This window comes from Ramlibacter sp. WS9 (assembly GCF_003797765.1).
Classification (GTDB): domain Bacteria; phylum Pseudomonadota; class Gammaproteobacteria; order Burkholderiales; family Burkholderiaceae_C; genus Ramlibacter.
In genome coordinates this window covers 55246-78624 of the sequence record NZ_RKMB01000018.1, presented here as the reverse complement: position 1 = coordinate 78624, position 23379 = coordinate 55246, and the positions used below count along the sequence as shown (strand labels likewise).

The 23379-nt window shown below is 64.4% G+C and carries 20 protein-coding genes; 9 read left to right on the top strand and 11 right to left on the bottom strand.

What is annotated here, in order from left to right:
- Positions 1 to 108: 108 nt before the first annotated feature.
- On the top strand, positions 109 to 1017 hold the full coding sequence (locus tag EEB15_RS23150; RefSeq protein WP_141512311.1) for a hypothetical protein: 909 nt from the start codon (positions 109 to 111) through the stop codon (positions 1015 to 1017).
- Positions 1018 to 1023: 6 nt separating this feature from the next.
- Here EEB15_RS23150 and EEB15_RS23145 read toward each other — a convergent pair whose 3' ends face one another.
- The 5 genes from EEB15_RS23145 to EEB15_RS23125 are packed head-to-tail and all read right to left on the bottom strand — an operon-like array spanning position 1024 to position 5031.
- Positions 1024 to 1482, bottom strand: coding sequence for a hypothetical protein (locus EEB15_RS23145; RefSeq protein WP_141512310.1), 459 nt, complete (start codon positions 1480 to 1482; stop codon positions 1024 to 1026).
- The gene (locus tag EEB15_RS23140; RefSeq protein WP_141512309.1) at positions 1479 to 2633 is read right to left on the bottom strand and encodes a zinc-binding dehydrogenase; all 1155 of its coding nucleotides are present in this window, start codon (positions 2631 to 2633) and stop codon (positions 1479 to 1481) included. Before EEB15_RS23140 ends, EEB15_RS23145 begins: the two co-directional genes overlap by 4 nt.
- A gap of 5 nt (positions 2634 to 2638) precedes the next feature.
- On the bottom strand, positions 2639 to 3493 hold the full coding sequence (locus EEB15_RS23135) for an NAD(P)-dependent oxidoreductase (RefSeq protein WP_141512308.1): 855 nt from the start codon (positions 3491 to 3493) through the stop codon (positions 2639 to 2641).
- 55 nt (positions 3494 to 3548) lie between these two features.
- Positions 3549 to 4772, bottom strand: a complete 1224-nt coding sequence (locus tag EEB15_RS23130; protein WP_141512307.1) for a type II toxin-antitoxin system HipA family toxin — start codon at positions 4770 to 4772, stop codon at positions 3549 to 3551.
- Complete coding sequence (locus EEB15_RS23125; RefSeq protein ID WP_233259588.1) at positions 4762 to 5031, bottom strand: helix-turn-helix domain-containing protein; 270 nt, start codon at positions 5029 to 5031, stop codon at positions 4762 to 4764. Before EEB15_RS23125 ends, EEB15_RS23130 begins: the two co-directional genes overlap by 11 nt.
- 110 nt (positions 5032 to 5141) lie before the next feature.
- Here EEB15_RS23125 and EEB15_RS23120 point away from each other — a divergent pair, with 110 nt between their 5' ends.
- The 4 genes from EEB15_RS23120 to EEB15_RS23105 all read left to right on the top strand — a co-directional run bounded on the left by EEB15_RS23120 (position 5142) and on the right by EEB15_RS23105 (position 8066).
- Positions 5142 to 6017 carry an RNA polymerase sigma-70 factor gene (locus EEB15_RS23120; RefSeq protein ID WP_141512305.1) on the top strand — a complete coding sequence of 292 codons (876 nt, stop codon included), beginning with the start codon at positions 5142 to 5144 and terminating at the stop codon, positions 6015 to 6017.
- An 83-nt stretch (positions 6018 to 6100) separates the two neighbouring features.
- Positions 6101 to 6679 carry a TetR/AcrR family transcriptional regulator gene (locus tag EEB15_RS23115; protein WP_141512304.1) on the top strand — a complete coding sequence of 193 codons (579 nt, stop codon included), beginning with the start codon at positions 6101 to 6103 and terminating at the stop codon, positions 6677 to 6679.
- Between the two features lie 121 nt (positions 6680 to 6800).
- A complete protein-coding gene (locus EEB15_RS23110) occupies positions 6801 to 7505 on the top strand; it encodes an SDR family oxidoreductase (RefSeq protein WP_141512303.1) in 705 nt (234 codons plus the stop codon).
- A gap of 108 nt (positions 7506 to 7613) precedes the next feature.
- Positions 7614 to 8066, top strand: coding sequence for a carboxymuconolactone decarboxylase family protein (locus EEB15_RS23105; RefSeq protein WP_141512302.1), 453 nt, complete (start codon positions 7614 to 7616; stop codon positions 8064 to 8066).
- Positions 8067 to 8071: 5 nt separating this feature from the next.
- On the opposite strand, the gene EEB15_RS23100 is transcribed toward EEB15_RS23105, so the two are convergent.
- Together EEB15_RS23100 and EEB15_RS23095 are read right to left on the bottom strand one after the other, a co-directional pair.
- Positions 8072 to 11602, bottom strand: a complete 3531-nt coding sequence (locus EEB15_RS23100) for an Ig-like domain-containing protein (RefSeq protein ID WP_141512301.1) — start codon at positions 11600 to 11602, stop codon at positions 8072 to 8074.
- 56 nt (positions 11603 to 11658) lie between these two features.
- The gene (locus EEB15_RS23095) at positions 11659 to 12981 is read right to left on the bottom strand and encodes a hypothetical protein (protein ID WP_141512300.1); all 1323 of its coding nucleotides are present in this window, start codon (positions 12979 to 12981) and stop codon (positions 11659 to 11661) included.
- Between the two features lie 116 nt (positions 12982 to 13097).
- On the opposite strand from EEB15_RS23095, the gene EEB15_RS23090 reads away from it, so the two are divergent.
- The 4 genes from EEB15_RS23090 to EEB15_RS33785 all read left to right on the top strand — a co-directional run bounded on the left by EEB15_RS23090 (position 13098) and on the right by EEB15_RS33785 (position 16764).
- Positions 13098 to 14015 carry a LysR family transcriptional regulator gene (locus EEB15_RS23090; protein ID WP_141512299.1) on the top strand — a complete coding sequence of 306 codons (918 nt, stop codon included), beginning with the start codon at positions 13098 to 13100 and terminating at the stop codon, positions 14013 to 14015.
- Positions 14015 to 14947, top strand: coding sequence for a tripartite tricarboxylate transporter substrate binding protein (locus EEB15_RS23085; protein WP_141512298.1), 933 nt, complete (start codon positions 14015 to 14017; stop codon positions 14945 to 14947). Before EEB15_RS23090 ends, EEB15_RS23085 begins: the two co-directional genes overlap by 1 nt.
- A gap of 344 nt (positions 14948 to 15291) precedes the next feature.
- Positions 15292 to 16457 (top strand): IS3 family transposase gene (locus EEB15_RS23075; RefSeq protein WP_199236604.1). Its coding sequence is split into 2 segments (ribosomal slippage): positions 15292 to 15568 and positions 15568 to 16457, totalling 1167 coding nucleotides; the frame shifts between segments, so codons are not numbered across the junction.
- A 136-nt stretch (positions 16458 to 16593) separates the two neighbouring features.
- On the top strand, positions 16594 to 16764 hold the full coding sequence (locus tag EEB15_RS33785; protein ID WP_158290201.1) for a hypothetical protein: 171 nt from the start codon (positions 16594 to 16596) through the stop codon (positions 16762 to 16764).
- A 117-nt stretch (positions 16765 to 16881) separates the two neighbouring features.
- Here EEB15_RS33785 and EEB15_RS23070 read toward each other — a convergent pair whose 3' ends face one another.
- From EEB15_RS23070 to EEB15_RS23055, 4 genes are all read right to left on the bottom strand, one after another.
- On the bottom strand, positions 16882 to 18660 hold the full coding sequence (locus EEB15_RS23070; RefSeq protein WP_141512297.1) for a PIG-L family deacetylase: 1779 nt from the start codon (positions 18658 to 18660) through the stop codon (positions 16882 to 16884).
- Positions 18661 to 19442: 782 nt separating this feature from the next.
- Positions 19443 to 20225, bottom strand: coding sequence for an IS21-like element helper ATPase IstB (istB, locus tag EEB15_RS23065; protein ID WP_370283838.1), 783 nt, complete (start codon positions 20223 to 20225; stop codon positions 19443 to 19445).
- Positions 20226 to 20290: 65 nt separating this feature from the next.
- A complete protein-coding gene (gene istA, locus EEB15_RS23060) occupies positions 20291 to 21676 on the bottom strand; it encodes an IS21 family transposase (RefSeq protein ID WP_233259587.1) in 1386 nt (461 codons plus the stop codon).
- Positions 21677 to 22385: 709 nt separating this feature from the next.
- A complete protein-coding gene (locus EEB15_RS23055; protein ID WP_141512296.1) occupies positions 22386 to 23357 on the bottom strand; it encodes a hypothetical protein in 972 nt (323 codons plus the stop codon).
- Positions 23358 to 23379: the final 22 nt, after the last annotated feature.

The following is a 23379-nucleotide window of genomic DNA, read 5'->3' as shown; positions in this document are numbered from 1 at the left end:
GGTTTCCTGCTCCCGCTGGTTTGCCCTAGCGGGACAGTGGCATGTATTCTGCTAACGTTGTAACAAATCGTTCAACCGTGGTTTCAACACGTGCCAAGGAAGAAACCTATGCCGACCATCCGCATCTTTCGCGCCGCCCTGCTGCTGGCCGCCACCGCTGTCTCGTCCCACGCCTGGGCCCAGGCATGCGAAGGTGGCGCGTACCTCAATCCGCAACTCTTCCGCGGCGAGGCGGCGCACCAGAGTGCCCTGGCCGAGCAGGAGATCCACACCTTCATGAGCCGCACGGGCCTGCCCGCCGCGCCCATCTATACGATCAAGCGCGTGGACGACATCACCTCGTCGGGCCGCGCGCCCTATTGCTGGGCGTACGTCAATTCCGTGATCGGTTTGATGAGCGGCTTCAAGCCGGCCGTCGTCAACAACGAACCCATCCAGCCCGCGGTGCTGGCCATCACCGCCGTCGTGCCGGGCGCCAAGCCCGACGCAGGCGCCGTGCCCCTCAAGAGCTTGCCGGCCGCCGAGCAAAAGGCCATCCTGGAGCGCATGCAGCGGTCCAAATGCTTCGGCACCACCGCCGGCGTGGAGACCGCGATCGGCCGGGCCGAGGGCCTGTGCGGCAACATCGAAGACGTCGCGGCGCAGGCAGCGGTGGGCCAGCAGGGCCTGATCGCCAAGGCCGCGTTCGCTTGGGAGGAGCAATCGTGGGCCGGCATCGTCACGCGCGAGAACCTGGCGCTCAACACCAGCCTGAAAGGGCTCGCCGGCCGCTTCGAAGCCATCCACGCCGCGCGGCTGGTGGTGATCCCCACCAAGGGCACGAGCGTCGGCTTCGGCCTGTACGTTCACCCCAGCGTGTCCGATGCGCAGATCAAGAAAGCCGTGGCCCTGTTCCAGGGCTTGTCGTCACCCTCCAAGCCGCTCGCCGTGGCGCTCGACCTGGGGCCGCAGTTCAGCTTCGTCGCGCCCGCGGCCGACCAGGTCGAGAAGATGCGCGCCGCAATCGGCCTCCGATAGAGCCGCTTAGGGCTTCTTCGCCGCTTCGCGTTCCTTCAGGATCGCTTCCTTGTCTTCGGCCATGAAGGAAATGCCGCCGCACTGATCGTTGTGCGCGACGAGGGCCTTGTTCAAGGCTTCCAGGTCGACGCGAAAGGCCTCGGCCTTGTCCTGCGCGACCTTCACTCGCGCGTTGTGCGGCTTCGCACGGCGATTCATGAATCGCTCGATCTTCGTGGCGTCGTCTTCGCCGATGCGCTTGCGTTCTTCTGTCAGCTCCTGCTGCTCGGCGCGGATCGCGGCCGCCTCTTCGTTGTTGACCTTGTTGCGCGCGTCCATGGCCTGGCGCCGCGCGGCCAGGTCGCTTTCGGAATTCATGCACACGCGCAGCTGGTCACGGTTGACCGTCTTGGCGGGCGTCTGGGCGTGCGCAGCCTGCAAGACGAAGACGGCGGCGGCGATGGCGGAGAAGGTGGTGAATTTCATGTCTTGTTCGGATTGATCAGGAACTTGGTGCCCGTCGAGCGTTGCCCGTACACCGCGATCTCCTCAGGCTGCAGCGCCTGCGCCAGGGAAATCTCTTTCGAATAGCTGCTGGCGAACGTCGTCTTCAGTTCGGCGACGACGCGTTGCCGCAGCGCCTGCGCCGCGTGCGGGCCGACGCGCTGCAGGAAAGGGAACAGCAGCCACCCACCCATGCCCCACGCCATGCCGAAGTTGCGCACGAACTCGGTCGGCCCGGTGTCGAGCCCGCCGTAGAGGTACACCTGCTTGTGCGTGGTCGATCCGTAGCGGCTGTATTCCTTGGCCGTGCGATTGAGCGCGGTCTCCATGCACGAGAGGATCTGACCGGCGAGCTTGCCGCCGCCGGTGGCGTCGAAGGCCAGCGTGGCGCCGGTCTCGACGAGTGCCTGCGTCAGGTCTTCCATGAACGTGGGCGATGACGTATCGCACACGTGCTTTGCGCCGAGCGACTTCAGCAACGCCACCTGGTCGGGTTTGCGCACGACGTTGACCAGCGCGACGCCATCCTTCATGCAGATCTTGTTCAGCATCTGGCCCAGGTTGGACGCGGCCGCCGTATGCACGATCGCCTTGTGGCCCTCGCGCTTCATCGTCTCCACCATGCCAAGTGCAGTGAGCGGGTTGACGAAGCACGATGCGCCGTCGGCGGGCGCCGTGCCATCGGGCAACACCAGGCATTGCTCTTCCTTGATGCAGCGGTATTGCGCGTACATGGCGCCACCGAGCACGGCGACCGTCTTGCCCAAGAGCGCCTGCGCCGCAGCGGACGAACCGGCGGCGACGACCACCCCTGCGCCCTCGTTGCCGACAGGCATCGGTTGGCCTAGGCGCGCCCCTTGGCTCTTCATCGCGGCGGGCGGAATCTGCATCGTGACGACCGGGTGCGTCGCGGTGCCCGAGAGTTGCGCCGTCGTGATGTCCGCCGGCCCGAACAGCAGGCCGATGTCGGACGGGTTGAGCGGCGACGCTTCGATGCGAACGACCACTTCGTCGGCAGCAGGCTCAGGCGTGGGAACGTCGGCCAGCGAAATCTCGAGACGGCCTTCCGGGGTGACCAGCGACCTCAGTTGCAGCCCGGTGGAAATACTGGAGGTGGTGTTGGAGGTGCTCATGATGCTCAGCCTCGCTTGGCGGCGTCGACCGCCATGATGGTGAAGTCTTCTTCGCCACGGCCTTCGGCAATCAACTCATCCATGCGCGCGGCCACCGCGGGCAACGCCGCCATCGGACGGCTGCCGCAGGTCTCCAGCATAAGCCGCAAATCCTTGCGCGCCATCGCCAGTTCGAAGCTGGGCGTGAAGTCGCCCTTGGCCATCTTGCCGCCACGGTTGGCCACCATGGCGTTCAGGTCCAGCCAGCTCAGCAGCTTGATGGCGTCCATGCCCTCGACGTTGCTGGCTTGCGCGAGCGTCAGCACGTCGGCGATCACGCCCGAGAGGCCGATGATGGCCGCGTTGCCGAAAAGCTTGTGGATGGCGGCCAGGTCGCCGCGCTCGCCCATGAATTCGAGCTTGCCGGTCATGGGCGCCAGCTGCGCCTGCACGCTGTCGAACAGTGCCTTGGGCCCAGCGGCCATCATCGAACCCTGCGCGTTGCGCGCCGCGGGCGGGCCCATGAACACGGGGCAGTGCAGGTACTTCACGCCCTGCGCGTTGAGGCGTTCCACGCGGGCCGCGGTGAGCGCGGGCAACGTGGTGGTGTGGTCGATCAGCACCGTGTCGGGCGACAGGCCCGCGCGCGCGGCGCCGATCACGTCTTCGACGACGGCGTCGTCCTTGAGCACCAGGTGCACGCGGGACGCGCCGCGTACGGCATCAGCCGGCGTGGCGGCCGCCTTGACGCCGAAGGCCGCCAACTGCTCAACCTTGCCGGGGGAACGGTTCCATGCTGTGACCGTGTCGCCGCGTTTGGCGGCGGCTTCGGCGAAGGCGCTGCCAAGCAGGCCGGTGCCGAGAAATGCGATATTTGCCATGATCTTCCTTGGGATGGGTGCGTCAGGAGCGGCGATTATGTTCCGCAGCCGCGATTCACGGGGCCGCTGCGTAGGCCAGCCCATGCCGCCATGCTTCGCCCATTTTTTCCAGCGTGTCATGCGGGATGCGTTCATCCTGCTTCGCAAGAACCAGTGTCTCGTGCATGGCCTGCGCGATCCGCTGAACCACGTCACCGGGTTTGCGAACACCGCACACGTCCGTGCCGAACCGCAGAAGCTCCTGTGTCGTCGGGTAAGCCTTGCTGGCATGGTGGCCGCGGAAGAACTTCAGGGCCAGCGTGTGGTCTTCCTGCGGCGGGCCGTTGAAGCTGTGCGAGTACTTGTAGATCGACGTGGTCACCACGTCGAACATCGGCGCCAGCCGCGCGCCGACAGCTTCGTCGTACAGCACCCCGTAGTTCTTGAGGTGCCCGTCACCATTGCGGACCATCACCGTCAAGGCCACCTGCTCGTAGAACCGGGCCAGGTCGCTGCGGGGCAGGTTGATGGCGTTGAGCACTTCGGCCACGGCCTGGTAGCTGCGCACATACTTGCGCTCCCCGTCGTGGATGCCGTGGACCTGCAGTCCCATCAGCGCGGCGATGTCCTCGAAGCCCAGGCGCCGGCCGTCCTCCAGGACGTCGAAGCGCTCGAGCACCAGCAACTCGCCGCTGTGCGACAGCTCGAACCCCGGCACCTCGATGCCGGCACGCCGGGCGGCCGAGAGGCACAGGAATTCATTGGCGGCGATGCCGGGATACGCGTCGCTGCCCATCTTCACGATCAGGTTGGGTACGGGCCACGTGGCCCGGTCCGGCACCATGATCTTCGGCTGGATGCCGGCCAGCCCCGCGCCGGTGGAAAGATAGGCGTGGACCAGATCTTCGAACAGTTGCGCACCGGCAGGCGCCGCGAGGATTTGCGCGCGGTCGATGACGCGCGGCTGCTGCGCCGGCGGTGCTTCGGGCAGACGGAAACCAAGGCGGCCGATGCCGTTGCTGCCCATGAGTGCGAGCAGGTGCATCGGTGTCAGGGCCCGCTTGGGAAATTCGGCGCGGATGCGCTGGTAGAGATAGCCTTCCGGCAGGTTCTGGTCCATCACCGGGAACAGCGCGGTGTCCTGGTAGGCGAGCCGCGTGGAGGGCATCAACAGGCCGACGGAGGACTGCGCCGGATCGTCCCGGCGGTAGGTGAAGACATATTGCGAGTCGCGGACGAGCTGCCCGCCGTGTTGACCAGCGATGTCTACTTCGAGGGTGCGGACCTTGTCAGGCAGCATCGTCGTCGTCCCCGGCAAACCGCTCGCGCATTTCTTCCAGTGTCGGCAGGCCGGCGGTACGCAGCTCCAGCGATGCGCCCATCGCACGCACGATGTCCATCAGCGCGCTGACGCTCACGTCCTTGCCCTGCTCCAGGCGATAGAGGATGTCCCGGCTGCGGCCGGAGAGGTGGGACACTTGCACCTGGGTCAGCTTGCGGGCGCGGCGGAACCGGCGGACCGCTTCGCCGAGTTCCTGGGGGTTTTTTGAAATGTCCATTATTCTGTGCATTCTCTGAAAAACTGGCGATTTTGTCCAGATAACAGTACATTTTTGAGCTCGACGCGGGCGGGGGTGTCACAAACCGCTCACCGGGCCGTCTTGCCAATATGAGCACCACTCCCGACCCTTTCGCCGCCCTGCGGCCCCGCCTCTTCGGCATCGCCTACCGCATGCTCGGCACGCGCGCCGACGCAGAGGACGTGCTGCAGGACGCCTGGCTCCGCTGGAGCAAGACCGACGCGGCCGAGCTCCAATCGGCAGAGGCGTGGCTCGTCACTGTCGTCACGCGCCTGTCGATCGACCGGCTGCGCGCCGCCAAGACCGAGCGCGAAGCCTATGTGGGCATGTGGCTGCCCGAGCCGATGGTGGCGGAGATCGACCACAACACGCCTGAATCTGCTGCGGAGCTGGCGGGTGAGGTGTCGGTGGCGTTGATGTGGGTGCTGGAGCGTCTGGCGCCCGAGGAACGCGCCGCCTTTCTGCTGCACCAGGTGTTCGACCACGACTATGGCGACATTGCCAAGCTGCTTGGCAAGAGCGAGGCGGCTTGCCGCCAGATCGTGCACCGCGCCGCCGAACGGGTGCAGGCGGAACGCCCGCGGTTCGACGTGCCTCGCGATGCCCATCGCCGCGTGTTGGAGAAGTTCATGCAGGCCGCACGCAGCGGCGAACGCGAGGCCATCAAGGCCCTGCTGGCCGACGACGTGGAACTGGTGGGCGACGGCGGTGGCAAGGCGACGGCATTCAGCGTCGCCATGCACGGCGCCGACCGCATCGCCAATGTGTTCTTCGCGTCGGCGCTGCGTTTCGGCGAGCACCTCACCTATCGCCTGGCGTTGATCAACGGCGAACCCGGGCTGCTGCGCTACATCGATGGAAAGGTCGAGTCCGCCACCTGCTGCGTGACGGACGGTGAGCGCATCGTCGGCATCTACTCGGTGCGCAACCCGGACAAGCTGGCACACATCCCGCCGCTGCAGTAGATCCGGGATGCCCCTGCAGTGGAAGCGGTCTGTGCGCCGCACTCGATTCTTGATTATGATTGCCGTCATATTCAGGAATCAAGATGACGCTGACCGGCCGCAAGGCCTCCGAATCCCGTGAACGAATCGTCGACGCCGCGTCTCGTGCGCTGCGCCGTTCGGGTGTGCGCGGGGTGAGCGTCGCGGACATCATGAAGGAAGCCGGCCTGACGCACGGCGGCTTCTACGCGCACTTCCCTTCGCGCGATGCCTTGGTGTCCGAGGCACTGGTGCGGGCCGGCTCCACCAGCTCGGACGCCATCGGCGACCAGATGGCGTTGCTGGTCAAGAGTGGCATGAGCCCCTTCCGCGCATTCATCGAGTGCTACCTCTCGCCGGACCACGTGGCCGACAGCGAGCATGGCTGCCCCTTGCCCGCGGTGTGCCAGGAGGCATCGCGCCAGGTGGCCGAGGTGGGCGAAGCCTCACGCCGCGTCATCCACAGCCTGCACAAGCGAGTGACATCGGTTCTCCCCAAGGGCGTGCCGCGCGCATCCGCATGGGCGATCGCCAGCACGCTGATCGGTGCAGTGCAGCTCTCGCGCGCTTTGGGCGAGACGCCCGAAGGCCGCGCCGTGCTTGCCTCCACCAAGAACGAACTGCTCGCGCGTTACGGCGCCTGAGCAGCCGCCCGCCTCCTCTTCTTCTCCACGTCGCTGACCACCTCTCGCCTTCAGCCACGACCTCGAATATTGCCACCATCATATTTTTGTCAAATGCGCTCAGCGCGAAAGGAAAGTCGTCATGAAGCTCGAAGGTTCTGTTGTCCTCATCACCGGTGCCAATCGCGGCCTGGGCCTGGAATTCGCCAAGCAGGCACTGGCCGCAGGGGCCAGGAAGGTTTACGCGGGCGCACGCGACCCGTCCAAAATCACGCTGGCGGGCGTGATCCCCGTCAAGCTGGACGTCACCAGCGCGGATGACGTGGCCACGGTAGCCAGCCAGTGCGCCGACGTCACGCTCTTGGTCAACAACGCCGGCATCGCGCGGCTGGGCGGTGTGGTCGAAGGCGACCCGGCCGCCTTGTTGCGCGAACAGATGGAGACCAACTTGTTCGGCATGTTCAACCTGAGCCACGCTTTCGCGGCGACGCTCGGCAAGAACGGCGGTGGCGCCATCCTCAACATCCTGTCGATCGTGAGCTGGGTGGGCGCACCGGCGCTCGGCGCCTACGCAGTAACGAAGGCCGCGGCATGGGGCCTCACCAACGAACTGCGGCTGGAACTGCGGGCGCAGGGCACGCAGGTCGTCGGCTTGCACGCGGGCTTCATCGACACCGACATGGCGCGCGGCTTTGACGCACCCAAGACCACGCCGCAAGACGTGGTGGCCCAGGCTTACAAGGCCATCGCCGAAGGTGCGGAGGAAGTTTTTGTCGACGAGCCGACACGCCAGATCCACGCAGGCCTGTCGCACAGCGTGTACCTGAAGGACGTGCTCGCCGGCTGATGTGCTTATGGGGCTGACGGGCCTGTCACAAAACGCGGAGCCGGTGCGTCTTGATGGTATGAGCGGCCACAATGGTGTGGCCGCCATTACAACCGAAAGGCTCTCGTCATGTCGATGTCTCCCCGTCTGCCCTATTACCAACTCGCGCCCAAGGCTTTCCAGGCGTTGCTGAATTTCTCCGGCGCGGTGCGCAAGGATTTGCTCGGCGCGCGCCTCACCGACCTGGTGCTCCTGCGCGTCTCGCAGATCAACGGCTGCGGCTTCTGCATCGACATGCACTGGCGCGACCTGATCAAGCTCGACGCCGACCCGCGCCACCTGAACGCCGTGGCCGGCTGGCGCGAGGCGCCCTTCTTCAGCGACCGCGAGCGCGCCGCGCTGAACTGGGCCGAAGCCGTCACATCTCGCTCGCATCATGCGACGAGCGATGAGGAGTTCGAGAAGCTCAAGGCGCACTTCACCAACGAAGAGATCGCCGAACTCGGGTTCTGCATTGCGTCGATCAATGCGTGGAATCTGTTGAACCTGGGGTTCAGGAACCCGATTCCGGAGAAGGGCTAGGCGACTTACGGCTCGATTCCACCGTACACGTTCACGCCGATGGTCTCGATGCTGACGTGCCCATGCCCGTCGTCCAGCGTGACAGTGAAGCTGTCAACGTGCTGCTCGCCGGTTTGCAGCAGCGGATCCACCACCTGGTTGTCGGCCGTGTAGAGCCAATTGACCTGGCCGGCGTGTCCGTCCGAGCGAACCACCGCGGCCAAGGTGCCGAGGTTGCCGATCTCCGACTGCACGCTCACCGTGTGCGTCGTGTAGTCGCCGTCGGCAAAGCTGAAGGCACCGGCCGCGGCCAGGGTGGCGGCTGCGTTCGTGCCGCCCAGGTCGGTCACCGCGTCAGGGCCTGTCCAGTGGTAGCTCTGGTTGAAGCCCAAGGTGGCGGAGGCGACCTTCTGCAGCGCGGCCGCCGTGGCCGCGTCGATGCCCAGGTCTTGCGCCACCGGGTCGTCGGCGCCCAGCGCTTGCGCATCGATGCCCGTCAGTGTCTCCAGCAGCACCAGACCGGACAGGTAGGAGCCGTACTTGCTGGCGTGCAGCTTGTCGTCGAACCACAGGTCGACCTTTCCGGTGCTGACGCTGGAGGTGGAGGTCTCCGTGTACGGGTCGCGGATGGCCAGGCCGTCCAGCACGGCGGCCATGAATGCGGTGCTCACCGGCGCCACGCCCTTGAAGTCGGTGTTGACGTTGGCGAGGTTGGTGTACGCGTTGGTCAGGTCGGTGCTCATCGCCTCCAGCGTGAGGTAGTAGGCCGTGGCCTGCGTGCTGGACTGCGAGATCGTGCCACCGGTGTAAGCGCCCGAGGGCTGCAGCGTCTTGTCGGTCACCATGTCCCAGGCGCCGGCGATCATGTCCGGCCGCGCCCAGGTCGCGTACAGGTAGACGTCGGTTTCAGCGCTTGCGTTCGCGTTGGCGGCAATCGTGGTGCCAGGCACCGTGACCGAGTCGGCCGTGCCGGTGTGAATGTAGTCTTCGATCAGCGTGGCGTACTTCTGGAATTCGGAGATGTCTGCGTTCTTCCCCGACGTTGTCGTCAGTGAGGCGGACGTTGCGCCGGTCGTGGTCACGCTAAAGTCGGAGTGTGCGGCGTCGCCGGCGAAATAGGTGGCAGTGCCGTCTTCAGTGAAGTTCACGGTCAGGGCGCCCGCAGTGCTGCCGCTGCGCGTGAAGGTGTAGACCAGGCTCTGCCCAGCGCTTTCATACACGCTGGTTGCGGAGCTGAGGCCCAGAGTCACGTTCGGCAGGCTGGTGTCCACGCCGGCCGCGAAGTCGTCGTTGACGATGGTGCCGCTCACCGGGCCGCTGGTGCCGATGTTGTAGTCGGTGCTGGCCGCGGGGTGCGTCAGCGTCAGCTTGATCGACTCGTCGAGTTCGACGTTGGCGTCGACGTGCGGGTCGAGCGTGATGCTGGCCGAGGTCTGGCCCGCCTTGATCACGATGGTGCCGGTGTTCGACGTGAACGACACACTGCCAGTCGTGGTGTTCACGCCGGTGTTGGCGCTGGTCGCGAAACCGCCGCCGTTGGTGAAACGATACGGCGACGTGCCTGCGCCGCCCGCAACGGCCAACGCACCCGTCGTGGTGTTGTACATCTCCAGATCCTGACTGGCCGAGATCGTCGTCGAAACCGAGGGCGAGGTGGCGCCGTCGCGGAACGCCGTGAACGTCACTGTCAGATCACTCGCCGTGGAACCAGTGCGCGTGAAGGTGTAGATGAGGTTGCTGGCGCCGTCTTCGGCCACCGAGCCGGGGCTGGCCACCAGCGTCACAGTCGACAACGCGGGGTTGATCACGGGTGCCGTCGGGTCGTCGTTCAAGATCGTCGTCGAGATCGCGGTGCTGGTGCCGACGCGGTAGTTCGCCGAGCTCGCGAGGGTGAGCGCGAACGTCTCGTCGTACTCTTGAACCGCGTCGCTGTTCGGCGTGATGATCAGGCTGGCCGTGGAGCTGCCGGCCGCGAAGGTGATGGAGCCGCTGCCCGACGGCAGTGGTTCGTCGGTCTGGTCTTGCAGCACGACGATGTCCCACTCGTCGCTGGCGATGTTGCCGCGCAAGTCCCAGCCGCCGGGTGAGGAGTTGGTGTAGTGGCCCTTGAGCGTGGCCGCATTGCGGGTGGACAGCGACACGTCGTAGTTCAGCCCCAGCTGCGCCGCGAACGCGTCGACCAGGCCGGGCACGCCGCCCCAGTTGTGTGGCTCGTAAAGATTGCTGCCGGTGAGGTTGGTGAAGGTGCCGCCTTGGTCGGGGGATGTGAGGTCGTGCACGCCGTCCGGGTTGGTCACCGCGTCGTACGTGTTGTAAGACATCACCGGATCGACGCGCGCAAAGGTCGCGCTGTTGCCCACGAACAGCACCTTGTTGAAGACCGTGGCGATGTCCAGCGTGGCGTCACCCTCGCCGGCCTTGCCGCCAAGGTCGGTGAAGGTGTTGCCCGCGACGCTGATCTTCGCGCCCGTGCTCAGGCCCGAGCCGGCCACGGCCGTGAACGTTGCGGTGCGCGTCAGGCCGCTGCCGCTGAGAGCGCCCAGCATGCCGCCGGTGACGGCGATGTCGGAGCCGATGAAACTGCTGCCCGGGTCTTCGCTGAAAGTGAAGGTGATGGTTGCGGTTTCGCCGTCTTGCAAGGAAGCGACGGAACTGGTGATGGCCAGCGTCGGCGCGCCGTTGGTGACCGAAACCAGCACCGGTTGAACCGTGTCGTGCACGCCATCGCTCGCAGTGACTGTGAAGCTGTAGCTGCCCTTGACCTCGTAGTCGTCCGCGGCCTTGAGCGTGACCGCACCGGCCGCGTCGATGTCCAATAAGGCCGCATCGGCGCCACCCAAGCTGTAGCTGAGCGTGGGGGTGTCGGCGTCGCCGGCCACGCTGGTGTAGATCACGCTGCCGGCCGCCGCGTTCTCGGCCACGGTCCCGGTGCCGCCCGAGGTAAACACCGGCGCAAACTCGTCAAGGTTACCCACCGTCACGACCACCGCCCGCGTGGTGGTGTGGAACCCATCGCTCGCGACCACGTTGAAACTGTAGCTGCTCTTGGCTTCAAAGTTCGCGGAGGCCCTCAGGCTCACGGCGCCCGACGCCGTGATTCGCAGCAAGGCGGCGTCGGCACCCGCCAGCGAGTAGGCGATCAGGCCACCCGGCTGGTCCGCGTCAGTGGCAACTGCGGTATAGACCAGCGTGCTGCTGCTCGCGTTCTCCGCCACGAAACCCGTTCCGCCCGAGGTGAACACCGGCGCGTTGTCGTTGAGGTTTCTCACGAGCACGTTCAGCGGCTGGACGGTCGTCTGCGCGCCGCTCCTGGCGATCACTTCCACGTTGTAGCTGCTGCGGCTTTCGTAGTCGGCAGGGGATTTGAGGGTGACCACGCCGGTGGAAGATATGTTGAACAGGGCCGCGTCAGCGCCGCCCAGTGTGTACTGCACGCGCATCCCCGGCAGCAATGCCATCAGTTTTTGCCACAGAAGGTCAGCGGGTGCCGGTGTGTAGATCGCGGTGCTGGCGGCCGCGTTTTCGGCAATGGTGGCTGTGCGAATGCGATTGATCATGAAGGCCTCTGGCGGAGAGTCGGTGAGTTCAGCGGGCCGTGATTGACGGGGTGTGGTTAGCGGGGCGTAACACGCGACGCGAGCGGCTGCGGCTGGAAATCTGGGCGGAAGCGGCAGTTGTTGCCGAGCGCAGGCGCCGCCCGGCCGCACTGCGCCGCGATCTGCTCCGGCGTGGGCTTGGCTCCGCCGCGCGCCCAGTCGGCCAGCGCCGACAGCAGTGTGGGATAGACCGCGTCGTCCAGGTAGCTGTGCGTGTCGTGCGACGTGAAGGTCTGCACCAGGTGACTCGCGGTGCCGGCCTTCTCCATGGTGCGGCGGAAGGTGTCTTGCATTTCGACGAACGCCGTCGGGTCACCCATGCCGTGAACCGTGAGCACCGGCACCGGAATGCGGCCGTCTGGATCGGTGTCGGCGCCGAACGCCGCGACGGCCTGCGGGTCGGCTGCATAGCGCGCCACCGAGGCGTTGAGCACCGCGTCATCGGGCGATCCGGCGTAGCGCGCGGCGGCGTTGCCGAAGGGGCTGCGCCCGCCGTTGCGCTGCGCGACGTCCTGGAAGTGGAAGGTGCCCCAAGCCAGGTGGCTGAGGATGGAGCCGGCCGGGATCTTCAACACGTCGGCAATGGTTTGCACTTTTCGCTGCTGGTCCGGTGTGCGCTGTGCCGCCGGCTTGTCGAGCGCCAGGCACTCGTTCGCCCGATCGCGCAGTTCGGCATTGGTGAGCTTGTTGCCCGGCGGCAGGCCGATCGCCAGCGGGTACTGCGGCTCATGGGCGCGCGGGTGATTGGCGCACAGCGACTGGTAGATCACACGCAGGTCCAGACGGAAGTCATATGCGCGCGTGCCGCCCGCCAGCACACCGCTGGTGAGCAGCACCGCGTCGTAAGGCCGGCGGCCGGCATCGTCGGTGAACATGGATGCGGCGACGGCGGCGACGCTGGCGCCCCACGACTGGCCGTGCAGGATGGTGAGCTTGGGTTGCGCCACCTGCTTCACGAAGATGCGGCGCAGCCGCTCGGTGTCCTCAGCCGCGGAATGCACCGCCACGCCACCCTGCCGGAAGCTGGAACCGGCCCAGGCGTAGCCCGCCTTGACCACCACGGCCCAGCGCTGCAAGTCTTCCATCGTGCGGGCGAGCGTGGGCACGCCCAGGTTGGGGCCGCCATGCGCGTGCAGCACCAGCGTGCCGTTCCAATGCGGCGGCATGGCCACCAGATAGAAGGCGCCGGCCGCGTCCTGGCCCGACAGGCAGCGCGTGCCGGCGGGCACCGCAGCCGGGCAACTCGTAGCTTGCGGAGGCGGCGATGCCGGCGGCGGGGTGGCGCAGCCCGCCAGGAGAAGAGCGAACGAGGCGACGGCGAGGGATGCGAGGTACTTCAACTTCTGTCTCCAACGAGTGTTTTGGTGCCAGTCGGGGCCGGCTTGGGAGCGAACGATAAGAGCCGATGTACATAAAATCAAATACAATTAAATGCCCATCTTCAGACGATAAAGATATGGACTTGAAGCACCTGCGTTACTTCGTGGCGGTTGCGGAAACGGGCCATATCACGCGCGCCGCGGCCCGCCTGGGCATGCAGCAGCCACCGCTCAGCCAACAGATCCGCGCGCTGGAGCAGAGCCTGGGCACCACCCTCTTTCGCCGCCACCCCAAGGGCGTGACGCTGACCGACAGCGGCGAGCTGCTGCTGGCCGACAGCCGCCGCCTGCTCGAAGACGCCGCCGCGGTGAAGACGCGCATGCGCGCAGTGGCCGCCGGCCACGCGGGTGTGCTGTCCATCGGCTTCACCAGTTCGGCCGCCGCGCACGAGTTCACGCCGCGCGTGCTGCGCGAGTGCCGCGAGGCTTTCCCGGGCATCGCCTTGCAGATCGGCGAAGACCACGCCGCCGGCCTTACCGATTCCATCGCCGCCGGCAAGCTGCACTGCGGCTTTCTGCGCGTGCCGGTGGCGCGGCCGCCGGGCCTGGTGCTGGAGACCTTGCTGCGTGAGCCGGTTCTGGTGGCGCTGCCGTCGCGGCACAAGCTGCTGACCAAGACGCCGCGGCCGCTGTCACTGGGCAAGCTCAAAGACGAATCGTTCATCCTGGTGCGCCAGAGCGGCGCGCCGGGCCTCTACGCCAACCTGTTGTCGCTGTGCGAGAAGCAGGGCTTCACGCCGACCGTGAGCCATGAGGTCAGCCGCATGACCACCGCACTCACGCTGGTCGCTGCCGGCCAGGGCATCGCCGTGGTGCCCGCCTCGATGCAAGGCGTGCACGCCGAGGCTGTCGAATACCGCGCGCTCGAAGGCACGGACAGCCTGGACGCGCCGCTGACCCTGGTGTTCCGCCAGGCCGAGTACCAGGGCGCGTTGCGATCCTTCGTCGACCTGGTGCGCGCATCCGCGCCCAGGGCGAAAGGCAAGGGACGGTGATGCGTAGGCGCCAGTGGCTGGTCATCGCCGGCGCGGCCTGCGCGGCGCGCGTTGCGGCGGCACAGGCGATGCGCATCGTCGTCGCATACCCGCCCGGCGGCATCAGCGACCACGTGGCGCGGCTGCTGGCGCTGCGCCTGGGCATCGTCTTGCAGAAAAGCGTGATCGTCGAGAACCAGCCCGGCGCGGGCGGCGGCCTGGCCCTGGGCGCGCTGGCGCGTGCGGCACCGGACGGCAACACGCTGGTCTTCACCGCGATCAGCCCACTGGCGCTGGCACCGCACTTCGGCATGCCAGCGCCGAACGTCGTGCCCGTGAGCGGCGTCATGCATACGCCGCTGCTGTTGGTGGGCACGCCCGCCCTGGCCGCGCGCAACTTTGCCGACATGGTGCAGGAGGCGCGGGCCAACACGCTGGGCCTGCGCTGGGCCACGTCGGGCGTGGCCACCATCGGCCACATGGCGCTGGAGCAAGTGCGGCGCGAATTGAAGCTCGACGTGGTGCACGTGCCCTATTCCGGCGGAGCGCCGCAACTGCAAGACGCGCTGGCCGGGCGCTTCGAGCTGCTATCCACCAACCTGGCGCCGCTGCAGATCGAATATGTGAACAGCGGCAAGCTCACGCCGCTGGCACTCGGTGCGCCGACACGTTCGCCGTTTCTGCCCACGGTGCCCACGTTCGCCGAAGTGGGCGCACCTGCCGCCAACCTCAGTTCCCTGTTCGGTTTGTTTGCGCCGCCGGGCACGCCGGCGGCAGAAGTGGCGCGCCTCAACGCGGCTTGCGCCGAAGTGCTGGCGCAGGCGGAGTTTCGCAAGGCATTGGCCGAAGGTGGCAACCTGCCCGCCACGGGCAGCGCGGTGGAGTTTGCGCGTGAGATTGAGAGGCAGTCGGATGCGAATGCGCGGTTGGCGGGGTTGATGCGTGGGCGGTAGGGCAAGGTTTGAAGATTCGCGGGACCTTCCACGGCTAGCACCGCGAATCTGGATAGTCGTTAGCACCCCGTCGCGGAAATACATGTAACTAATACGGCCGCCCTACTCTGCGCATGTGATGGCAGGGTGGCAACGGACTCTCAATCCGTAGGTCGAGTGTTCGAGTCACTCAGGGCCCGCCACTGAAACACAAGCGCCGCCTTCGGGTGGCGCTCTCTTTTGTGTAGCAGCCAGATTTGCAGAGTTTGTGCGGTGACAGTCTGGTGACAGCATGGCCCGCCTGACGTGGTCCAATCCAAATGGACACCTCGATAGGGCCTTTTTCCCACGAGGACAAGAAGAGCATGGCAGAAAAGAAGAGATCCCGGCGAGCCTTTGATGCGGCATTCAAGCTGCAAGTGGTTCGCACGATTCGAGAGCAAGGCGTGAGCATCTCCCAGGTGTGTCGCGACATGAACCTGGTCGAGAGCGCTGTTCGCTGTTGGGTCGAGCAGTACGACGAGGAAAGCGCCGGCAGGCCCGGGGTGGGCAAGCCGCTGACCCCTGAGCAGCAGCGCATTCGCCAGCTCGAATCAGAGAATCGACAACTCAAATCGGACAACGATCTCCTAAAAAAAGCATCGGCCTTCTTCGCCCGGGAACTGAAGTGATTCACGAGCTGATCACCCGGTGGTCGGGGAAGGCCCCCATCAAGCAACTGTGCCGGCTTCTGCAAGTCAGTCGCTCGGGCTACTACACGGCGCGACGGAGAGCCACGGCAACGCCGACGATCTGCGCCGACAGCGTGCAGGTGGCGGCCGTCTTCGACGCCAGTGGAGGCACCTACGGCAGCAGGCGCGTGAGCGCTGCTTCGAAAAGCCTAGGACACAAGATCGGCCGTCATCGCGCCAGAACCCTCATGAGGGCCGGTCAGATGCGGCCAAAATGGAAACGCAAATTCGTCCATACGACCGACAGCCGCCATACCCTGCCGGTGGCCGCCAACGTGCTGGCGCGCCAGTTCACGCCTGTTCGGCCCAATCAGGCGTGGGTGAGCGACATCACGTACATCCGCACGCGCAGCGGCTGGCTGTACCTGGCGGCCGTGATGGACCTGTACTCGCGCAAGATCGTGGGCTGGGCGATGGCTTCGGCGATGCCGGCGCAGCTGGTGTGCGCGGCCTTGGAGATGGCAATATGCAGCCGCCGCCCGCCCAAAGGATTGATCGTTCATTCAGATCGAGGCAGCCAATACGCAAGCGCCGAACATGCCGACCTGTTGAACCGACACGGCCTGATTGCCAGCATGAGCAGGAAGGGCAACTGCTGGGACAACGCGGTGATGGAGAGGTTCTTCCTGAACCTGAAAATGGAGCGCGTGTGGCACAGCGACTACGCCAACCACGACGAAGCCAAGCGAGATATCACGGACTACATCGTCGGCTTCTACAACAGTGTGCGACTGCATTCGACGCTGGACTACTGCTCGCCGAACATGCATGAGGCGGTCCATCAGAAGCAACCCGCCTGAGGCACTCAGCAAACCCGAGAATTTAACCAACCACCCGATCGGCGTGTCCGAAAAAACTTGACCACGACAGTGTCGGGCGGCCCAACGAAACGACCACTACTTTCTACCAATCGCGATTTCGCTAGGTTGGTTGGTGGTGGCGGGCACAGACGCCGAGCTGTTCGACATAGTCCTGCAGTTGGAAGTGGAGGGGTTCATGTCCAAGCGCAAGGCCAGCCCGTACACGCCCGGCCCTGAGCGCAGCACCGACTGGCGCAAGACCCGCCGGCCGGGCGCGGTGCCCGCGGAACGGTTCAAGTTCTCTTAGTGGGCCGCGAGCTGAGCACCCTAGTCGTTAGCCCGCCGGGAGCGCCGCCGCCCAGCGCTTGCTCACCGGCACGGCCGCCGACTGCCGACTGATTCGCCCAGACCGCGGCGGACGACGTCAGGGTCCAAACACCCTAATTTCGGCCAGGCCAGTGCTGGATTGATTTGCGTTTTTGACTGCCAATATCTCAAACTTGACCCACGAGACTAGACGCTCAGGAAACACCACCGGCGTAGGGGATCCGTCGTCGTTGAGGTTTCCCACGTCCACGCTGGTGCCGTCGCTGAAAGTCAACTTTCCGCTCATGACCTGATCGTAGGTGTTCACGCGATCGTGCAAGATGACCTGGTTGACTTTACGGGCCGTGCTCCATGCGAGACGCAGCCAGCTGCCGGCTTGACCGCCCACTGTCGCCCACTCCTTGCTGGAGTCCCCAGGATACCCGCCGACCACGTCATCGATCGCCTTTGCAGCACTTTGAGACGTGCTCGTGCTTTGGGAGGACGCCGTGACCGTCGCCGTCAAGGCGTGGTTAGTGCCGAATTGCGGCGGGCCATGGACCTTTATTTCTGACAGGCCAACGCTTTGTGTGGCGGCGGAAACGGTTTGAATGTTCAATCGAACGGTTGTAGCTGGCCTTTTTGCGAATTCCACAACAGTCCTTCTGCCATCGAGGTTTTCCACCACCCCAACCGACTCAGAGCTTGCCGCAACGCCCCCACCACTGAGCACCAGCGCGCCGGACATGATTTGGTCGTACTCATTGGGACGATCAATCAAGGTGACCCGATCGATGATTTGCGGCGAGGGCCAAGTAAGCTGAAGCCAACTACCCGCGCCAGCACCAGACGTCGCCGCCCACTCACGCGTAGCGTCATAGGGATATCCTTGGGCTACCCCGTCAATAGCCTTGCTAGCCGCCTGAGAAGTTCCCGCGGTTGAGGATGCCGTCGCCGTGGCGGTGAATGCCAAGTTGGGTCCAGCATTCACCTTGTACTGCCGCGTTACCCACTTATATTCCGAATCGACGTTCGACGGATCAAGTGCATTCGCAGGTAGTTGACTGTCATAAGGCAGATACGCTTGCATTGCCTTTAGCTTGTCAGTGCGATCGCTTCCATGCACGTTCTCTGCCAAGTGGACCGGGTATGTCACGGTGTAACCACGATAGCCCATGAACACGTGTGGGGTAGTGTAGCGGCCGTTCACGTTATCCATGATATAGGCGACGGTATGGTGGTCTGGATGATCCATATCCGCGTGGGGCCCGACGTGATCGAGTGTCTTGAGTCTGTCGGGTTGATAGTTGTTAACCAACGTCAGCAGGACATCTTGCAGTTGGGCAAGCGTATAGATGTTCAGGTTATCCACGCTCTTCATGTCCCAAATGAATCCAGTTCCAGGCTCCGCTGTCCGCCATACATCTGTCCCGGTCCCGGTCCACAGCTTGTGCAGACTTTTATAGCCTTGGCTTGCATTTCCACCCCCCCAACGGGCCCCATCGGGAAGTCGCAGGAAGACAAGTGAAACCTTCGTGTTGAGCAATGAGTGAACGTCAATGACGCGACCGGGGACGCCCGCGGATGAAACGTTCCAGGAAGGGAGCAGCGGCGGGCCCGACGGTGGTTGGTTCATCTGCAAATAAGCCGCTTTTGCTCCGTCCTCTCGGCTTTTCCAGTATGCCTCCGGTTGTCCAGCATCGCCCGCAGTTACATACACTGTGCGAACACAGCGGCCGGCGCGAATCTCGTGGATGAGATCAGGGTTCATGAAAAACAGATCGTCGTCCTGATGCGCGACTACGTTCATAGTCGTGCCGACTGGGCAGTTCGGGGCTGCCACAGCCACTCCCCATAGACACATCAAGAAAACAGCGATGAGATGTTTGCGGATCATTGGGTTCCTCCTTGAAATACAGGCCGACTGATGTGGCCATTAAGCGGAATGTATCAGAATGCGCCAGACGCCAGCCCATTGACCTATGCGTGCCCGCACGGATCACACCGCAGGGTCCGAGGTTCATGGCCAAGCGCAATGCCAGCGCGAACACACCGCGCCAGCGCGGCCGGGCGCGGTGCCGGCGGAACGGTTCAAGTTTTCCTAACGGCGCATCGCACCAGGCAGACCGTGCTGCAAGTCGGATGCGCAGCGCTGCAAGATGCGAGTCAGGTACGAGACCTGGGAATTCATAATGAATGGATTTGCAACGAGACCTATCTGCGGAAAATAAAAGAGGCAGGTATCGAGACTACGACCAAGACCGGGGAGTTGCTGATTCCCGGCGACTCCTCATACCTGCAGGAAGTCTCAGGCAACATACATAAGCTTGAGTTTGCGATGGCTGATGCGTTATGCGCAACGCTTAAATAAGACTGGCAGCCATCGGAATTGTTGAGCACGCCTGTGGCCCGATCGGTCTGGGTATCGTCTGGGTGAACGGGCAAAACCGGGCCGGATGATGACCGGGTTTCTTGCCTTGCAGTCGCCGGATCAACCGTTGCCGGGTTGGGGCGGCCGTGATTGGCGTTGCGGTGGGCGACTTCGCCGGGCTGCTGCCAACGTTGGTGGACAGCTTGGCCCGCGGGCGTCAGATGGCACGAGTCGAAGAATCAATCCGACAACTGGAAGCCGGGCTCAACTCTGTCAAGGGTCGCTGAATTTTCCCCAGTCATGGTCGTTCAAATTTCCCCACCCGGTTGGGATGAACTGTCGTCGTGAGGCCGGACCAGGCCGGCTTTGAGCTTGTCTTTCAAGCGGTATGAGTTGCCGCGGATGTTCATGGTCACGGCGTGGTGCAGCAACCTGTCCAGGATGGCTGTGGCGATGATGCGGTCCCCGAACACCTCGCCCCAAGCGCCGAAGCTCTGGTTACTGGTGAGGATCATCGGGCCGCGCTCGTAGCGGCGGCTAATCAGCTGGAAGAACAGGTTGGCGCCCACCCGATCGATCGGCAGGTAGCCGATCTCGTCGATGATCAACAGGCGTGGCGTGGTGAACACCTTCAGCTTCTCATCGAGCCGCCCCTCCGCGTGTGCCTTCGTCAACGTGGCAATCAGGTGCGCCGCGGTGGTGAACAGCACCCGGTAGCCCGCCTCGATCGCCTTCATGCCCAGGCTCACGGCCAGGTGCGTCTTGCCCACTCCAGGAGGCCCGAGCACGATCACGTTGTCACCGTGCTCGATGAAGTGGCAGCTGGCAAGCTGCTGCACTTGCTTGGCATCGATGGAAGGCTGATAGCTGAAGTCGAAGGTCTCCAGGGGTTTGACGAACGGGAAGCGCGCCATGGAAGTGCGCATGGTGATGTTCTTGCTCATCTTGGCCGCCACCTCCTCGCCCAGCACCTGCTCGAGGAACTCCGCGTAGGGCAGTTCCTGCGCGGCGGCGTGCTGCAGCATCGCTTCGAGCCGCTCGCCACTCTTCAGAAGCCGCAGCTTGCGCAAGTGCTCGCCCAGGCGCTCCAGCTGTGCCGGTGTGGTCATCGCGCCGGCGCTGGCGGCCGCCGACACGCTGCGGGTTGCGGTTCTGCTCATGGCGCCACCTCCAGCATCGGGGTCGTGAACAGGCGCTCGTAGATGGCCAGGTCACGCACTTCGACTTCGCGCGCTACATCCACGTTCGCCGTGTTCTGCGGGGGGCGATTGCCGTGGCGTTGCCGCACATTGCGCGCCGCAGCCCCGGGGCCGTGCTCGGGCTTCACGCTCAGTTGCGCCCGGCCGGCCAGCACCGGGTGCTCGGCCACCACGCAGCCGCGATGGCGAATGACCCAGCTGCCGCCTTGGCGCACCACCTGCACGGTCTTGCCGATCAGCGCGAAGGGCACCGAGTAGCGGTTGCCCTCGATGGACACCAGCCAATCGTCAGCCACCATGCGCTCGCGCACCATCGCGGCCAGAAAGCTCGGATGGCCTGCCGTCGGTGCCAGGGCCTGCGCTTCCTCGGCAAAGCGGTCGATCGGGCGCTGATGCGTCGTGCCGTGGTCGCGCACATCGGCCACCTCGATTTGCCAGGCCGCGAGCTGCGCGTTGAAGTCCTCCAGGTCGCGGAACTGGCGCCCGGGCACGAAGTTGCGCTTGACGTACTTCACACCCGATTCGACCTTGCCTTTGGTCTGAGCGCGATACGGCTGGCATAGCCGGGGCGTGAAGCCCCAGTGCGCCGCGAACGAGGCAAACGTGGGGTTCAGTCGGGCACGGCCTTCACTCGTGCCCAGCACCACGGTGCGCATGCGGTCGTACAGCAGAAACTCGCAGCGCCCGCCGAAGTGCGCGAACGCTGCCTCATGGGCGGCGAGCAGGTCGGGCATGCGCTCGCGCAGGAACCCCATGGCGAAGCCGCGGCGGCTGTAGCCCAGGGTCATGACGAACACGTGGATCTCGGTGCGCACACCGCCCAGCCGTACCGTCACCTGCCCCCAATCGCATTGCGCTTGCTCGCCAGGGCCTGTCTCGAAGCGGCGTTGCGTGAGCGATGCCACCGAGGCCTCAAGCCGCAGCGGCACCACAGCCCGACGCACGATGACGTAGCTGCCGGCGAAGCCGCGCTGCTGGCGCAGCTCCTGCCACAGGATGCGCGCCGAGTAGTTGACCTCGGGCGCACGCGCGCCCAGCCAGTCGCGATGCGCATCGAGAAGGCTGCCTGCAGCCTCGCGGCGATACGGACGCCAGCACTCCTGTTTAAGGCATGTGCGCACCGTCTTGCGATCCAGATCGAGCTCGCGCGCGATCGCCGCGATGCTCAGCCCTTGCGAGCATCGCTCATGTACTGCCTCCCATTGCTGTAATCCAACCTTCGATCGCTGCCGCGATCCCTCGAACTTCCTCTTCCATCGTCTGCTCCTTGGCGTTGATGGGTGGGGAATATTCGACGACCACAACTGGGGATTATTGGAAGACCACTGACAAACTCGATGCATGTGCTCGTCCAAAATCTAACCGATGATCAGTACAAGGTCGTCGCTGAGTCTGCGGCTGCGATGTATTCCACTGTCGACCCACAAAAACTGGCCATCCTTCGCGGCGCCGCAGTTCAAGCAGTGAGACGCCCGACGCGGTTGATAGGGTCACCACACCGAATTTTCACGGTGTCGCCGTCGCTCACTGCCACGACAAGACAAAGCACGGCCTCAATCACAGAAAAATCCCAAACAGTCGTACCGCATTGCCGACCTAGCGGCGCTTTTTATAGACCTTGTTCCCAGATGGACTGATTGTGTACCGGCCCCCCCTAGGGCCAGTGTGAACTGCTCCACTACCGCTAGGTGGCGCAGCCGGCACATACTGCCGCCCTTCGGCGGTCGCTATCCGCTTCTCCACGTCTGCAAGTCGCTCTTCGAGGGCTTCAATCTCCTCCTCAAGTGCATCGATTTCGGCCTGCAGTCTTGCAAGGCTTCTACGGGTTTGGGCGTTCGAGATGTTCTCACGCAGTTTGGCAGCATCTGAACGTTGGATCGCAATGTAGGCCGCGTTGTTGCTGGCCGCTGCCGGATAGGCTGCCGGTGGCGGCGTGGCGCACCCGACGACAAGGAAGATCGCTAAGGCAGATAGGAGGCGGCTCATGAAGGTCCTTGTTGTCTTACTGTCACCACCCCGGGAATTCCCACGAGGAACACGGTGCGTGCGCGGTCAGGGACCCACATTTCCACCCAGAGCATCGCGAATCAGTTTCAGAAGGTCAGCCTTGGGGATATCGCGAGCAACCCCGCTCGGGTCGACAGTGTGGGGCAACGTAATGCTCGTAACGCCGGGAGAGTGCCGCCAGGGGCCCGCAAAGTCCGTCTCGTCATCCGGCCATTGGTACCTGCACTGCTCTGCCGGAAACTTGTTGGCCAATTTGAGGGCTGTAACCGTGTTCTGAATGGAGAGCTGCGCTAGGTGGAGCAAGAGACTGTCGCGCGTTGGCGACCAGTTCATCGCCACTCGCTGCGACCGCAGGTGACGGCTGCCTTTGCCACCAAATTTCTCCACGCGGTAAAACATGGCGCCGTACTTTGACTCACCCAGGACAGTCATCGGTACATCCTCTGGACGCATGTCAGGAGAAGTGACCGGGCCGATCTCGATTTTGAACCCGCCTGGCCTTGTACGAAACCCGTGCTTGGTTGCGTTGTATTCGTCAGCAACCGCCTCGGTGAGCAGTTCCCCCGCCAGCCCTTTCCAGAGCTTGGAGAAACCCTGCACAGCTAGTTTCTGCCTTTCGGAGCCCGGCTCGAACCCCTGGAACACAAGGGCCGCAATTGGCTCCCAGCCCATGCTCGGAAGCTTAAATTTGGAAAGCAGCGTTTGGTCGCCCTCGGATATTCGCCGAACCACTTCGCGAAGCTCAATGTTCGAGCAGCGTGCGATCCATGCATAAGGACAGTCCGGAGCCTGTACCAGTGCCCCGAGCAATGAGAACATGGTCTCCACTGCGTGATGTAGTGCAAGGCGAATGCCAACGGCTGCTCTCTGTTCGTCACTGGCTCCTTGGTGAGCCTTCAGCAAGTAGGTGAAGAACTCTGGGTCCAGGCCGTCGAGAAAGTCCACGGCGCGGACGAAGATGTCCTCTTCCCAGAGTGAATACGGCTCGTCACCGACTGCGAAGATTGCTTGCTGCATCGAACCTCCATCATTTTCCGCA

Bases quoted from the DNA above. Each gene is read 5' to 3' on its own strand.
- EEB15_RS23070 (WP_141512297.1), bottom strand. From the start codon at position 18,660: ATGATCCGCAAACATCTCATCGCTGTTTTCTTGATGTGTCTATGGGGA.
- EEB15_RS23120 (WP_141512305.1), top strand. From the start codon at position 5,142: ATGAGCACCACTCCCGACCCTTTCGCCGCCCTGCGGCCCCGCCTCTTC.
- EEB15_RS23085 (WP_141512298.1), top strand. From the start codon at position 14,015: ATGCGTAGGCGCCAGTGGCTGGTCATCGCCGGCGCGGCCTGCGCGGCG.
- EEB15_RS23115 (WP_141512304.1), top strand. From the start codon at position 6,101: ATGACGCTGACCGGCCGCAAGGCCTCCGAATCCCGTGAACGAATCGTC.
- EEB15_RS23135 (WP_141512308.1), bottom strand. From the start codon at position 3,493: ATGGCAAATATCGCATTTCTCGGCACCGGCCTGCTTGGCAGCGCCTTC.
- EEB15_RS23150 (WP_141512311.1), top strand. From the start codon at position 109: ATGCCGACCATCCGCATCTTTCGCGCCGCCCTGCTGCTGGCCGCCACC.
- EEB15_RS23130 (WP_141512307.1), bottom strand. From the start codon at position 4,772: ATGCTGCCTGACAAGGTCCGCACCCTCGAAGTAGACATCGCTGGTCAA.
- EEB15_RS23145 (WP_141512310.1), bottom strand. From the start codon at position 1,482: ATGAAATTCACCACCTTCTCCGCCATCGCCGCCGCCGTCTTCGTCTTG.
- EEB15_RS23105 (WP_141512302.1), top strand. From the start codon at position 7,614: ATGTCGATGTCTCCCCGTCTGCCCTATTACCAACTCGCGCCCAAGGCT.
- EEB15_RS23100 (WP_141512301.1), bottom strand. From the start codon at position 11,602: ATGATCAATCGCATTCGCACAGCCACCATTGCCGAAAACGCGGCCGCC.
- EEB15_RS23140 (WP_141512309.1), bottom strand. From the start codon at position 2,633: ATGAGCACCTCCAACACCACCTCCAGTATTTCCACCGGGCTGCAACTG.
- EEB15_RS23090 (WP_141512299.1), top strand. From the start codon at position 13,098: ATGGACTTGAAGCACCTGCGTTACTTCGTGGCGGTTGCGGAAACGGGC.
- istA (WP_233259587.1), bottom strand. From the start codon at position 21,676: ATGCATCGAGTTTGTCAGTGGTCTTCCAATAATCCCCAGTTGTGGTCG.
- EEB15_RS23055 (WP_141512296.1), bottom strand. From the start codon at position 23,357: ATGCAGCAAGCAATCTTCGCAGTCGGTGACGAGCCGTATTCACTCTGG.
- EEB15_RS23110 (WP_141512303.1), top strand. From the start codon at position 6,801: ATGAAGCTCGAAGGTTCTGTTGTCCTCATCACCGGTGCCAATCGCGGC.
- EEB15_RS23125 (WP_233259588.1), bottom strand. From the start codon at position 5,031: ATGGACATTTCAAAAAACCCCCAGGAACTCGGCGAAGCGGTCCGCCGG.